At 61.6% G+C, this 13,540-nt stretch carries 13 protein-coding genes; 5 read left to right on the forward strand and 8 right to left on the reverse strand.

All coding sequences use genetic code 11. The features are described 5' to 3' along the window. Positions 1 to 34 precede the first annotated feature (34 nt). From ACO08A_RS21185 to ACO08A_RS21195, 3 genes are all read left to right on the forward strand, one after another. Entirely contained in the window at positions 35 to 349 is a 315-nt protein-coding gene (locus ACO08A_RS21185; protein WP_422037900.1) for a hypothetical protein, read from the forward strand. Positions 350 to 601: 252 nt separating this feature from the next. Then, positions 602 to 964: an Hpt domain-containing protein gene (locus ACO08A_RS21190; protein WP_421983829.1), complete on the forward strand. Its 363-nt coding sequence runs from the start codon at positions 602 to 604 to the stop codon at positions 962 to 964. 117 nt (positions 965 to 1,081) lie between these two features. Then, positions 1,082 to 1,402: a 2Fe-2S iron-sulfur cluster-binding protein gene (locus ACO08A_RS21195; protein ID WP_422037901.1), complete on the forward strand. Its 321-nt coding sequence runs from the start codon at positions 1,082 to 1,084 to the stop codon at positions 1,400 to 1,402. A gap of 67 nt (positions 1,403 to 1,469) precedes the next feature. On the opposite strand, the gene ACO08A_RS21200 is transcribed toward ACO08A_RS21195, so the two are convergent. Continuing rightward, on the reverse strand, positions 1,470 to 2,696 hold the full coding sequence (locus ACO08A_RS21200) for an MFS transporter (protein ID WP_422037902.1): 1,227 nt from the start codon (positions 2,694 to 2,696) through the stop codon (positions 1,470 to 1,472). A gap of 161 nt (positions 2,697 to 2,857) precedes the next feature. Here ACO08A_RS21200 and ACO08A_RS21205 point away from each other — a divergent pair, with 161 nt between their 5' ends. Further along, positions 2,858 to 3,646: an AraC family transcriptional regulator gene (locus ACO08A_RS21205; RefSeq protein WP_422037903.1), complete on the forward strand. Its 789-nt coding sequence runs from the start codon at positions 2,858 to 2,860 to the stop codon at positions 3,644 to 3,646. A gap of 66 nt (positions 3,647 to 3,712) precedes the next feature. Then, positions 3,713 to 4,138, forward strand: a complete 426-nt coding sequence (locus tag ACO08A_RS21210; protein WP_422037904.1) for a universal stress protein — start codon at positions 3,713 to 3,715, stop codon at positions 4,136 to 4,138. 12 nt (positions 4,139 to 4,150) lie between these two features. Here ACO08A_RS21210 and ACO08A_RS21215 read toward each other — a convergent pair whose 3' ends face one another. The 7 genes from ACO08A_RS21215 to ACO08A_RS21245 form a co-directional block, all read right to left on the reverse strand. Further along, positions 4,151 to 5,290: a hypothetical protein gene (locus tag ACO08A_RS21215; RefSeq protein WP_422037905.1), complete on the reverse strand. Its 1,140-nt coding sequence runs from the start codon at positions 5,288 to 5,290 to the stop codon at positions 4,151 to 4,153. A gap of 22 nt (positions 5,291 to 5,312) precedes the next feature. Then, positions 5,313 to 6,488: a vWA domain-containing protein gene (locus ACO08A_RS21220; RefSeq protein WP_422037906.1), complete on the reverse strand. Its 1,176-nt coding sequence runs from the start codon at positions 6,486 to 6,488 to the stop codon at positions 5,313 to 5,315. 83 nt (positions 6,489 to 6,571) lie between these two features. Further along, positions 6,572 to 7,624, reverse strand: a complete 1,053-nt coding sequence (locus tag ACO08A_RS21225; protein WP_422037907.1) for a YcjF family protein — start codon at positions 7,622 to 7,624, stop codon at positions 6,572 to 6,574. After that, complete coding sequence (locus ACO08A_RS21230) at positions 7,621 to 9,114, reverse strand: YcjX family protein (protein ID WP_422037908.1); 1,494 nt, start codon at positions 9,112 to 9,114, stop codon at positions 7,621 to 7,623. Before ACO08A_RS21230 ends, ACO08A_RS21225 begins: the two co-directional genes overlap by 4 nt. Positions 9,115 to 9,282: 168 nt before the next feature. Continuing rightward, complete coding sequence (locus ACO08A_RS21235; protein ID WP_422037909.1) at positions 9,283 to 11,055, reverse strand: hypothetical protein; 1,773 nt, start codon at positions 11,053 to 11,055, stop codon at positions 9,283 to 9,285. Positions 11,056 to 11,173: 118 nt separating this feature from the next. Further along, positions 11,174 to 12,394 carry a glycosyltransferase gene (locus tag ACO08A_RS21240; protein ID WP_422037910.1) on the reverse strand — a complete coding sequence of 407 codons (1,221 nt, stop codon included), beginning with the start codon at positions 12,392 to 12,394 and terminating at the stop codon, positions 11,174 to 11,176. After that, positions 12,391 to 13,473, reverse strand: a complete 1,083-nt coding sequence (locus ACO08A_RS21245) for a TIGR03032 family protein (RefSeq protein WP_422037911.1) — start codon at positions 13,471 to 13,473, stop codon at positions 12,391 to 12,393. Before ACO08A_RS21245 ends, ACO08A_RS21240 begins: the two co-directional genes overlap by 4 nt. Positions 13,474 to 13,540 lie beyond the last annotated feature (67 nt).

The following is a 13,540-nucleotide window of genomic DNA, read 5'->3' on the forward strand; positions in this document are numbered from 1 at the left end:
TGTAATGGCGTGAATCACTTAGGGGGCGGTTTCGATGCCGAAATCGAAGAAGGACGGTGTTGTGGAAGAGGGGCCTTCGGTGCCTTCTCAAACGACACTCAGGCTCGGAACTCTGACCGCTGTTCAAAAGCGTTGGTTGAAAAAAGGACTTGAACAACCTGGTGGCAAGTTGCCTCTTTTCGATGAAAACGGACGGGAAATTCCGGCGCGAACGATCAAGGCTTGCATCGATGCAGGGTGGGCAGAGCCTTGGTTTTCCAACCCAATCAAGCCCAACTGGCTAGTTTGCCGGCTGACCCCTGCTGCATTTGAAGTTCTCAATTCAAGTCGTATTCGCAAAAAAAGTTAACGGCTGATCCCGGTTCCTCCGGCGGCGCGGATTTGAGAAACGGCGGAAAGGCAACGTTTTTTTTCAAACCGGCTTCGGTCGCGGATTTTGCGCCGTTAACCAAACTTTCAGTTTTTTGGGGACATTCGGTCGAGTCGGGCGTTTGTCAGCCCTGTTTAACCGGGTGTTTGGGTCTTGGGCGCACACTTTTGAGCAGTCCAAGCCGCCGGCGAGGTGCCGCGCGGTGCGTATTGAGTAACTTGGAGCCCGACAATGGCCCCTTCATCGATGGCCCGCGTCAGCGGCCGCTGCGGTCCCGAAGCGCCGATAGACCTGGTGCAACTGGCGACGAACACACTCGGGAACCGGGACCTCGAAGTTCAGGTTCTTCATCTTTTCAAATCCCAGTCGTCCTCAACGCTTGAGCGTCTCGCAAAGGAGACCGACACGAGCGTCCGGCTGGATCTCGTGCATACGCTCAAGGGATCGGCGCGTGCAATCGGCGCCGGCCGGGTGGCGGAAGTGTGCGAAAGTCTCGAAGGGCGCATGAAACAGACCCCCGGTTCGGCAACGGAAGGACTGGTGGCGGCGGTCGACGAGGCCAATACCTACATCCGGGACCTTCTGGCGGGCTGACCCAGGACTGCTTTCGGGCCAGTTTGTGCCCGGAATACGTCATCGTCCTTGACCTTTGCGGTGGAAGCTTTATTTCGGATCAGCTGAAACCCGCAATTCGAGGCTTGGACGCGACTGATGCCGAAAATCACTTTTATCACCGCCGATGGAAACCAGACCGAAATCGATGCCGCGGAAGGCACGACGGTGATGGAGAATGCCATCAAGAACATGGTCCAGGGTATTGAAGCCGAGTGCGGCGGTGCCTGTGCCTGCGCAACGTGTCATGTCTATGTCGATGAAGCCTGGACCGGAAAAACCGGGTCCGCCGAGCCGATGGAAGAGGATATGCTCGACTTCGCTTATGACGTGAAGCCGTCGTCGCGCCTGTCCTGCCAGATCAAGGTGACCTCGGAACTGGACGGCCTCGTCGTGCACGTACCGGAGCGCCAAGCATAACGCACCGCAATTCACGGAACAAAAAAAGCCCGCCGGAAACCGGCGGGCTTTTTCTTTTCCACCTGTGCTACTCGGCGGCCTGTGCCGCCGGTTTGCGGAACCAGAAATCGACCTCCCGGCCATCCTCGGGGTTGCTCGGAATGAGCGAGGCGAGCACAAGGCTGACGGCGGCCATGGCCGCGCCCGCCAGGAAGACGGCTGCCGGCGATATCAGCCAGACGAAGCCGAACAGGACGGGAATGAAAACGGCTGCGATGTGATTGATCGTGAAGGCGACACCCGCTGTCGGCGCGATGTCCTTCGGATCGGCGATTTTCTGGAAGTAGGTCTTCATGGCAATCGCCACTGCGAAGAAAGCGTGATCGATCACATAGAGACCGGCCGCGACCCAGGGACTGGAGACGAAGGCATAGGCGACGAAAACGCCGATCAGGCCGATATATTCCAGGATCAGGGCCTTGCGCTCGCCGAACCGGACGATCAGGTGGCCGATCTTCGGCGCCAGGATCATGCTGAAGACGCCGTTGATCAGAAACAGGCCCGCAATCTCGTGAACGTCGTAGCCGAAGCGTTCGACCATGAGAAACCCGGCAAAGACCATGAAGATCTGGCGGCGGGCGCCGCCCATGAAGGTGAGCGCGTAATAAAGCCAGTAGCGTTTGCGCAGGATCAGCTTCTTGTGTTGCGGCACGCCCTCCTTGAAATGCGGGTAGGCCATCATCAGGAAAGCCAGGACGACCAGTGTGAGACCGCCTGCGATCGCGAAGACAAAGGTGAAGGAGAGATCGAAGGTCTTCCACGCGACGAAGATGAGCCCGTAGGCAATCAGCTGGGCAAATGCGCCGACGGCGATGATCTTGCCCATGCTGGCGGCGGCCGTCGCCTTCGGTAGCCACTGGAGCGACAGCGACTGGGCCATGGTCTCATAATAATGAAAGCCGATCGACATGATCAGCGTGGTGACATAGAAGCCCAACGCCGTCGGAAAGTAGCCGGTGACCGCGACGCCGACCCCCAGAAGCAGAAGCGAGACATAGGCCAGGGTCTGTTCGCGCATGAGAAGCAGCAGGTAAACGGCCAGAAAACTCAGAAAGCCCGGGATTTCGCGGATAGACTGCTGGATGCCGATCTCGCGACCCGAGAAGTCGAGCTCCTGAACCGCGAAGTTGTTCATGAGGTTCCACCAGGCAGCGAAAGACAGCTGCATGGCGCCGGCCATGATCATCAGCAGGACCGCCGGAGACCGCCAACCGGTCAGCTCGTTCGTATTCACGCTTTGGGTAAAGTAGCTCATTCGGGTTCCGTAAAATCAGGACGTTTCTGAACTGCGCCGTCAGATAGCTTCTAGTCCCGATTTGAACTTGCGTGTTAGCGCTGTTTTGTCATGATATATCTCCGAGTTGCCAGAATTTGCCTGTCCGGTCGGATTTCGACCGCCTTTTCAGAGGCCGACACATGTCCATTCATCCCGAACTGTCCGAGTTTCCGACACATGAGGTCGCAGCGCCCCTGATCGGCTATGCAAAAGCGCAGCCGCGCGGCGCCCTCAACGAGTGGCATGCCCACGATGCCGCGCAGCTTTTTCACGTGGTGAAAGGCTCGCTGGCGATCGACACCGAGCACGGGACGTTCTTTGCGCCACCCGAGAGAGCTGTCTGGCTGCCGCCGAGGGTGGCTCACCAGACGCGCTATCTGACCGACACCGACCTCAGATATGTCTATGTCCAGATGGAGCACACGCACGATCTGCCGCAGACCCCGCAGGTGATCCAGGTGACCGACCTGTTGCGCTCGCTGATCCTGGAATTCATGTCCTACCCGCGTGCGGAGACGGAAGAGGGACCTGCGGCACGGATCGCTGCCGTCATTCTCGACCAGCTCAAGATGCTGCCGGCGGCACCGCTGCAGCTGCCGATGCCGCAGGACAGCAGGCTGAGAACCCTTTGCGAGGCCATTGTCAGATGTCCCGCCCACATACCTTCGCTCGAAGAGGCGGCGCGGCACTGCACGGTCTCCGTGCGTTCGTTCGAACGGCGCATGAAGGCAGAAACGGGCCTGAGCTTCCGGACGTGGTGCCGGCAGGTGAAGCTGTTCCGGGCGCTGGAGCTTCTGGCCTCCGGGCGCACGGTTTCAGACGTCTCGCACAAGCTTGGCTACGAGGGGCCGAGCGCCTTCGTGGCCACGTTCAAGAAGGCATTCGGCGTCACGCCCGGACGATATTTCGCCAGCGTCGAGACCGATTGATCTGCCTCATGGCGCCGGACCCCGGATGGTCCGAGACTCGCTTGAAAACAGTCTTGGAGAAACGCCATGTTTGAGAAGATTCTCGTTCCCGTCGACCCCGCAGAACCGGGTTTTGCAAAAGACGCGCTCGCGAAGGCGGGCCAGATGGCACGCGACTACGGAGCCAAGATCCACCTGATGGCCGTCTGTCCGGAGGTTCAGAGTTTTGTTGCCAGCCAGTTGCCGGAGGGCTGGCAGAAGCGCGCGACAAGTGAAACAGCGGTCATCCTGGACAAGATCGGTGCGGATCTCAAACTGCCGGAGGGAACCGTCGACAGTGTCGTGCGCATGGGCAGCGTCTATCACGAGGTGATCGACGAGGCGGAACAGGCCGGTTGCGACCTGGTACTCATGAGTTCGCACAAGCCGGGTCTGAGCACCTACTTCATCGGATCGAACGCGGCCCATATCGTGCGCCACGCACCGTGTTCCGTCATGGTTCTGCGCGGCTGAGGGCCACTTGTCTCAGGCTCTCCGGGTCAGGCGCATTGCGACCGCAAGATAGCGAAACGGGTAGAGATCCGGGTCAGCCTTCAGGATCTCTTCCGCCCGTGCGTAAATGCGGTCGACAAGACCGTTTCTGCCGGGCGTGCCGGGCAGGGCGTTCGTCAAGACGGCTTCGGTGAATGCCCGGAAGAAATGGACATAGGCCGCGGCGTAAGTGTCGAGATCTCCGTCTAGCCTGTATTGCTCGACGAAGGGGACAGCGATCTCGTAGTCCCTTGCCTCGTTCAGATCATAAAGACCCGCCGTCTCGTGGCCCGGTTCCAGCACCGGACAGGTAAGTTCCCCCAGCCGGCGCATGTAGACCGGCTGGTAGTAACGGGCGTAGTTTTCCGTGTCGATCTCGCCGGTCTCGACAAAGCCGAGAACGGCATCGTTCAAGAGATCGTAAATGCCGTCGCAGGTCCGGGCCTCTGCCGTTGCGCCGAATACCTGCACAAGCAGTTGACCGCCCGGCACCAGTTCACGTGCCCTGACCTTCAGGAACGCCTCAACGTCGCGTCTGGCCTGTTCGCCGAAGGCAGCCGTTTCTTCATCCGTGACACGCCCGTTTCCGCGGACCGCGCTCGGGCCGTTCGGCTGAATGTAGCCCGGCAGGGCCGCCACCGGACGTCTGGACAGAAACCCGATGGCGTTGAAGGTCGTTGCCAGGTGCACGCTCCGGTCCGGCCGCAACTGGTCGTACATGGACCCGCCGACGGCTGAGGAAAATACCCGGTCGCTGCCGAAAACCGACTGACCGTGCGGACGCAGGTTCTGGAACAGGGTGCCGAAATCATTTGTCGGGAGGTCCGAGTGGACCGTCTGCAACGGCAGAGCCGTGCGGGGAAGGGCGGTCTCCAGTGCTCTCGCCATCACCGCGACCGAATTGCGGCCTTCCGAACAGCCATAGTCGGCGAAGGTGATCACGCCTTCGTCCTGTAGCGGAAACCGTGCCGCCGCATTATCCAGCATGGGCAGGACCGCCTCGATGGCATTCCACTGGGTTCGGGAATTGGCATCGTAGTAGCCGTGCCCGGTCATGCCGGTGGTCGTTGCATGGCTGTCCGGATCTATTTGTGCGGTGTTCCGAGGTTTACCACCGGTGTCTTCGCCGGTCATCCGGCGTGCCCTTTAAAGACCGTCATCGCGCAAGTTCCTTCATTGCCTCGGTGAGGCCCTCGACCGTCATGGGGAACATGCGGCCTTCCATCAGTTCGTTCAGCATCTTTATGGAATGGGTGTAGTGCCAGTGCTCCTCGCGCACGGGATTGAGCCAGACAGCGCTCCGGTAAAGGCCCGTCATGCGCTGCATCCAGACGGATCCGGCTTCCTCGTTCCAGTGCTCCACCGAGCCGCCCGCATAGGCGATCTCGTAAGGGCTCATGGACGCGTCGCCCACGAAGATGATCTTGTAGTCGGACGGGTACTTGTGCAGCACATCTATCGTATCGATGCGTTCGGTGTGGCGCCGGTGATTATCCTTCCAGACATATTCGTAAAGACAGTTGTGGAAGTAGAAATGCTCCATCACCTTGAATTCGGACCTGGCTGCGGAAAACAGTTCCTCGCAGACCCGGATGTGGTCGTCCATAGACCCACCGATATCGAAGAACAGCAGCACTTTCACCGCGTTGTGCCGCTCGGGCCGCATCTTGATGTCGAGCAGGCCCTTGTGCGCGGTTGACCGGATCGTGTCGTCGAGGTCCAGCTCCTCCGCCGCGCCCGTTCGGGCGAAGTTCCTGAGCCGCTTGAGCGCGACCTGGATGTTCCGCGTTCCCAGAAGCTGGGTGTCGTCAAGATCCTTGAAATCCCGCTTGTCCCAGACCTTGACGGCGCGCCGGTGGCGGCTTTCCTTCTGGCCGATGCGCACGCCTTCCGGGTTGTAGCCGTAAGCCCCGAAGGGCGACGTGCCGGCGGTTCCGATCCACTTGTTGCCGCCCTGGTGGCGTTTTTCCTGTTCCTTCAGGCGTTCGCGCAGCGTTTCCATGAGCTTTTCAAAGCCGCCAAGCGCCTCGATCCGGGCTTTTTCCTCTTCGCTCAGGTGCTTTTCGGCGAGTTTTCGCAGCCACTCCTCGGGAATGTCGGTGACGGGCACGTCGCTCATCAGGTCGAGGCCCTTGAACACGTGGCCGAACACCCGGTCGAACTTGTCCAGATTGCTCTCGTCCTTCACCAGCGTGAGCCGGGCCAGATAGTAGAAATCCTCGACACTGCGCTCGGCGAGATCCTTGTCCAGCGCGTCCATGAGCGTCAGGTATTCGCGGAGCGAGACAGGGATGCCGGCGGATTTCAGTTCGGAGAAGAAGCTGATGAACATGGCAAGAAACTAATCAGCCGTGCCGGGGCTGTCGAGACGGGATTTGCGAAGATGCGGGGTTGTGCAGTTCAAAGACGGCCCGGTCACTTCTCCTCCCTGGCTTCCTTCTCGGCCTTTTCCGAGGACGCGATCAGTTCGCCCATGAAGTCTTTCACGTTCGGCCCGCTGCTGTCGACAAACGGGGCCGGACGGCAAACGGAAATCGCGGCGATGCCGATCCGCGCCGTCAGGAGACCGTTGATCACGCCTTCGCCGAGCCGGGCCGACAGGCGGGCGGCCAGGCCGTGCCCGAGGAGTTCGGAGGCGAGACTGTCGCCGGCCGCCATCCCGCCGGTCACCGCCAGGTGCGCCAGCACGTGCTTGGCCAGGCGCAGAAAGCCGAGCGTTCCGGGCCTGCCGCCATAAAGGGCCGACAGCCGGCGGATGATCCTCAGGTTCTCGAACAGGACGACGAGAAGATCGACCAGGGCGCGCGGGCTGACGGCGGTGATCACCGAGACCCGCTTGGCGCTGTTCATGACGATCTTGCGGGCTTCCTGATCGAGTGGCGACAGGAGATCGCGTTCGGCCAGCTTGACGAGATCGCGTCCGTCGATCACCTCGCGCATGTGTCCGGCAAGCGCCTTGCGGCCCTGGGCGGTTGCCGGGCGGTCCCTGTAGAGGTCGAGCAGGTCTTTCAGTCCGGCGCTCGCACGCCTGGCATCGTCTTCTTCTGCTGCGATCTGCAGACTTTCACGCACGTCATCGATTTTGCCGAGCCTCATCAGGCCAGCCAGTTCGCGCAGCACCAATCCGAGCAATCCGAGCGCGGCGATTGCCGCAAGGCCGACACCCAGCCAGCCGAGCCAGTCCGTCCGCGCGAAAAGATCCCGGATCAGGCTGTCGACCGCGAGGCCGATGGCCAGCGAGACCAGGCCGGCGAGCCCGGCCATGAGCCACTTGCCGAAGCCGAAACCGGGCTTCGGATCGCTGGCGTCGCGCGGCAGCCGGATCTCGTCGTCCTCGATCGCCGACCGGGCGACAATGGCCTCGTCCGCGGCGGGCTCCCTGAGGTCGTCGTCCGACAGGTGCACCTTGCTGTCATCAAGGCGGAAGGCGGCGGGCTTGCGGGTTCTTGTCGGTTCAGATCCGCTCATGCGAGACGATCTCCAATCAGGAATTCAAGGGCGCGGTCCAGACGGATATGGGGCAGGGACAGGGTCAGGCCTTCCGCGGTCGTGTCCAGTTTCGGCGGCCGGAACCTCAGGAACTGAAGGTTCGACTTTCCTTTCCGGATCTTGGGGCCGGTAGCTTCAGAAACAGAATCATCTTTGCGAAAAAGTGATTCAGGGTTCTGCGGCAAGTCTCCGGGAAACATGGCGATTTCGGTGTTGCCGTCGTAGCTGTCGCCATTCAGCCGCTCGCCGGGAAGAGGGGTTCCGAGGATCGCGGGCAGCTCTTCGCCCCGGTGCTTCACGGTGGCTTCGCGGGTCGCGCGCACGGCGGCCATCGCCAGGACATCGACCTCGGCACCCTTGAACCGCGCGCGCTCCTCCGCGCGGGTGACCAGCCGTTTCAGGATCGCCTCAAGCCGGTCGTGATCGGCGCTGTGCAGATGATCCGCCTTGGTTGCCGCGAACAGGATCCTGTCGATGCGCCGTGCAAGAATGGAGGAGAGCCAGCTGCGTCTTCCGGGCCTGAAGGCGCCGAGCACCTCGCTCAGGGCGATTTCGAGATCGGCAATCGCGTGGGGGCCGGCATTCAGGGCATGCAGCACGTCGACCAGCACGATCTGCCGGTCGAGCCTTGCAAAATGTTCGCGGAAGAACGGGCGGACGACGTGGTTCTTGTAGGATTCGTACCGGCGTTCCATCATCGCGCGCAGCGTGCCGGAGCGCGCCGGACCGGCATCGGCGGCAAGATCCAGCGGCGCGAAGGTCAGGGCGGGGGAGCCGTCCAGGTCGCCCGGCATCAGGAACCGGCCGGGCGGCAGCATCGACAGGGCATGCGCATCCGCGCGGCATTCGGCAAGATAGGTCTTGAAATGCGCGGCGAGTTCCTGCGCTCTCTGTTCGTTTTCGCTGTCTTCTGGATCGGTCCCGGCCAGCGCGCCGAGGAACGGGTCGGCGATCTGTGTCCGGTTCTGGGCGCGGGCACGCTGGAGGGCTTCGGCGGAGAAGGCGGCAAAATCCTTTCCGAGCAGCGGCAGGTCGAGAAGCCATTCCCCGGGATAGTCGATCAGGTCCACGTGCAGGCGGCCCGGGCCGAGTTTCCGGTAGAGGAAGGAGGCGCTCTCATAATCGATGGTCAGGCGCAGTTCGGAGACCTGCCGGGTCGAGTCCGGCCAGATCCGTTCGTTGACGAGCGCATTGACATGGGCCTCGTAGTCGAAGCGGGGCACCGCGTCGTCCGGCTGCGGCTGCAGGCGCGCCGAGGTCATCCTGCGCCCGGCAGAGGCGCTGAAAAGCGGCAGGCGTCCGCCGTGAACGAGATTGTGCACAAGCGCGGTCAGAAAGACGGTCTTCCCCGAGCGGGCGAGACCGGTTACCCCCAGCCGAAGGCTCGGCACTGTCAGGCCGGTCGCGGCATCTGCCAGGTTTGCCAGCGTCAGCCGGGTTTCTTCCGTCAGCGAAGTCAATGTGTTCACAAGCACCTCCAGCGCGTTCATGTAGGCGAGCGGCAGGAAGAGTGCAATTGGGGAAGGGAGGAGCAGGACAAATCGGGCGATCGGCATCGCCAAAAAAACAGGCCGCCTGACAGAGCCCTTGTGTTCCGTCAGGCGGCTTGATGCCGAAACCTGAGACCCGAAACCTGCCTAGAAGATCTCGTCGGTGAAGCTGAACGTGTCGCCGAGCGGGGACAGGTCAAGCGAGACCCGCTGGGTCACTTCGAGGCTGCCGAGACGGGCATTCTTGGCGAAATCCGCGATCCCGAGCGTTGTTTCACCGCCGTAGACCACGTAGCTGGAGCCCTTGAGCGCCTCGGAGCCATAATAGCCGTAGTAGCCGGCCACCGAGAAATCGGCGAAGCCGTCTCCATTGGTGTCCCCGAGGGCCTTGATATCGCCGAAGGCATCGTCCGAAAGGCCGAATTCCTTCAGGTTCAGGGTCTGAAGGGCCGTGTCGCGGCCGCCGAAGACCAGGAGCGTTTCGCCCGGCACTCCAGCTCCGTAGAAACCGCCGCAGGCAACAGCGAAATCTCCGATGCCGTCGCCGTTGACGTCACCAAGCGAGGTCGCCCCGTGCAGGGCTTCGTTCGTGCCGATGAAAGCTGAGAGCGCCGAGACTTCGGTCTCGCCGTCGGGGTTGCCGAAGATCACGAGCACGTCTTCGGCCTGCTGGCCGTAATAATTGCCGTAGTAGTTGCCGTAATAATTGCCGTAGTAACCCGCGATACCGATGCCGATATCGGCAAAGCCGTCCCCGTTTATGTCTCCCAGCTCGTAAACGTCGATTGCCGTTTTTTCCGGTCCGGCCAGTTCGCCGAGGCTGACCGGCGGGTTGTCGTCGCCCAGGAACAGGAACACGTCCCTGATGTCGGACCCGTAATAGCCGTAATAACCGTAGTAGTTGGCAGCCACTCCGGCAAAATCGGAGACCCCGTCACCGTTGATGTCGCCGATGGCCTCCACGCTCACGAACTGGCCGTCGGTATCCGCAAGACGGTTCAGGCTCTGCCTCTCATCGAAGCCGCCCTGACCGTTGCCGAACAGGATGACCACGTCTTCCGTCACCTGGCCGTAGTAGGAAACCTCGTCCGGATCCTGACCGTAATACCCGTAGTAACCGTAGTAGAAGCCGACGGTTGCCGCCACGTCCGCGAAGCCGTCTCCATTGACATCACCAAGCGCGCTCACATCCAGGACGTTGCCTGAGAACCCGAGCGCTCCGACGCTGACCGGGTCCAGCGACTTGCCGCCGAAGATGATGTAGGTGTCGTCGATGGCTTTGCCGTAATAGGTCGCGTTGGCGCCGCGGCCATAGTAGAAGCCGACATTCGCGGCAAGGTCGTCAATCCCGTCGCCGTTGACGTCGCCGATGGATTTCAGGCCGATCACGCTGCCGTCGATCCCGTCCAGGCTGCTCAGGCTTGTTGCCTTCTTCCGGGCACCGCCGAAGGTGATGTAAACGTCGTCGACGAGGTCGCCGTAGTATCCGACAACACCGGCATCCGGGCCTCCGAGACCGTAAAAGCCACCGCCGCCGGCAAGCGTGGCGAAATCGTCGATGCCGTCCCCGTTGATGTCGCCGAGGGCCACGGTTTCAATGACCGGCCCCTTGATCCCGGTTGTCCGCCCGAGATCGCGCACCTTCGGACCGTCATCGCCGCTCAGGATGACAAGGTTCTTCTCGATTTCCCGGTTCCAGCTGTAGGTCCGTCCGAAAAACCCCTTGAAGCTGTATTCAATGTTTCTTGTCAGCGCCAGGGAGTAGTCGGTGATCCCGTCGCCGTTGATGTCACCAAGCGCGATCAGTTCGACGTCGGCATCGGTCAGCTCTTTCTCCAGTCGGCGGTAGAACCATTTCCAGAAGAAGCCGCACCCATCAAAATCCTGATAATTATGAGCTTTCCTAAATCCTCGTCCCATCAATAAATCCCCCTTGAAATCAATGCGGGAAGAAAACATGGTTAATGAATGACGTTACGTTAGCATGCTTTGTCAATTTCACCAATCATGAGGCCCGTCAGCCCTGTCCGGCTGCGTTTCAGCCGAGCGACGCGATCTGTTCGGCCGCGCGCTCGCCGGTGCGCCAGGCGTCTTGCGGGGGCCACCTTCTGGAGAAGTCGGCCGTCGCCTCCGCGACCTGCCGCGAAGCGCGGACCAGATCGATGGCATGAAGGAGCTGTTCGGGTTTGGAGTTACCGATCAGTCCCAGTCCGAGTTGATGGCCGGAGAAGGCGTGGGCCATCATGGTCTGCTCCGTGTGGTTCGGCAGGCCGATCTGGGGGACGCCGTGCAGGGCGAAGTTCGTGGCGATGTTCGCGGAGGCGTGGCTGATGCCGAGGTTGCAGTCGCCAAGCAGGGGTTCAAGATTGACCGGCCCCGTGAACAGCCGCACGGATGTGGTCTTCAGGCGCTCAGGCAGGGCCCGGGGTGCGTTCGGCGCGGCGAGGATGATATCCGTCGTCGCCGGAAGCGATGCGAGCGCCCTGATCGCGGTTTCAAATCTCGGGTTGTCTGGGCGCAGATAGGCGAAGATCCGGCAGTCGGCCTCAGGCCGCCAGGAGGTGGTCTCGCCGAACGGAATGCCGGCGATCGGGCCGAGATAGGGCGTATGGTCCGGCTCGATGGCCGAACGGTCACCATAGTGATCGAGTTCGGGCACGGTCACGAGCAGATACCTGTCCGTCTCCAGCAGGTCGCGAAACGAAGCGAGCCGGTTGTGGCCTCGTCTGCCAAGCGCAACGTTGGCCGTGTCGACGACGCGCGCCTCGCGCTTTTCTAGTTCGTTCCTGTCGCATTCCTGCCAATGCAGGAAGCCGGGCATTGGCACCGCCCTTGGAGGCAGGTCATAGCCGCCGCCGATCATGGCGCGTGGAATGCCGAGTGCCCGCGCCGCCAGGAGGGCGGTTGGCGCAGCCTGCGCAATCAGGATATCGGCGCGCAATTCCCGGATCAGAACCTCCCAGCATTCCAGGTAGGCCGCCAGGATATCGGCATCGTGCCAACCCACGAAGCGCATCACATCCGGGTAGCTCATGCCGAAGGCCTCGCTTTTGGGAACCTTGATGTCGGGGGCAAAAGGGGCGGACGTCACCTTGATGCGCGGGTCGGGGATCAGCGTCCGGAACGCGGCAGGGTCGCGCACGGCGGCGATGATATCCCAATCCGGGGGCAACCAGGGCAGAAGCTGAGATATCTTCGCGGCGTGGCCGTAATTCGCACCGGCCTCCCAGCACATCAGGATCCGCTTGCGCGCCGTCATCGGTTGAGCCCGTTATGCGCTTCGATATCGAACGGCGCCGGTCGGATGACGAAGCGCAGGTCCGGCTGCACGAAGCCGTGGATCATGGGCCTGCGCACACCGCGCAGAACCGCGATGTCGTATAGCTCGCTGACCACACCCTCGAAGACAAGCCGATGCTCGATGTTTCCCGACGTCAGGTTCACGATGGCGACATGGCAAAGCGGTTCGAGGTGCGCGTCCGCCAGCCGGTCCGACAGCGCCAGCCCGCCGAAATGGCGTTCGTCCCTCGGTTTCGACACGCCGATGATTGCGTAGTCGCCGATAAAACTGAGCCCGCGGGCAAAACCCTGCAGCGCGCAGATCGGCGTGAAGGTGCCGTCGTCGAGATCGAGCGTGCCGAATTCTCCTGTTCCGGACTGGATAAGGTAGCAGCGGCCCTCCCGAAGGCGGGGGGAGTGCGGCATGGAAAATCCACCGGCAACGGATTCTCCGCTCTCCACGTCGATGACAATGCCGCCGCTGCGTCTGTGTTCCCTCCATTCGCCGCCGGAATTGGTAGCAGCGACGCAGGTCACGAGCCGCGGCTTGTCATCCGTCACGGCCATGCCGTTCAGATGGCAGCGGTCTTCGGCGACCACCGCATCGATGAATTTGGGCATCCAGACCGGCGCAAAGCTGTTTTCCGCGTCCAGCGTGGCGATGCAGTTGAACCGGGACACGACAAAAAGGGGAGGTTGCCCGGGCCTCGGGTGAATGTCGTGAATATCGACCTCGCCAACCGTGCGGCCTTCAATCGGCACGTAGACGGCGTCGTAGGGCTGCCTGACCGGTTCGCGGGACAGAAAGTCCTCGAAACGCCACAACTGAAACTGGGACGCCAGCCATAGCTGGTCTGCGCCCGGCGTGGCGGCAAGGCCCATGGCTCGCGCGAATGTTCGCTCGAACACGGAAATGCGCCCGGTTTCGGAATTGTTGCCGATCAGAAAGATCTTGGCCGCCTGGTAGGTGGAAACGGCGAGAGACACGTCCTGGCTTTCGAGCCAGGCTGACAAGCCGGGCGAGGCTTCCAGTTTCAGCTGTCCGGTTTCGCTCTGCATGACACGCACCCTGTTGCAATACTTGGGCCGGTGCAGGCAGGTTGCCTGACTGCGGGACAATCCGTTC

This window comes from Roseibium sp. (genome assembly GCF_965232425.1).
In the GTDB taxonomy this organism is placed as follows: domain Bacteria; phylum Pseudomonadota; class Alphaproteobacteria; order Rhizobiales; family Stappiaceae; genus Roseibium.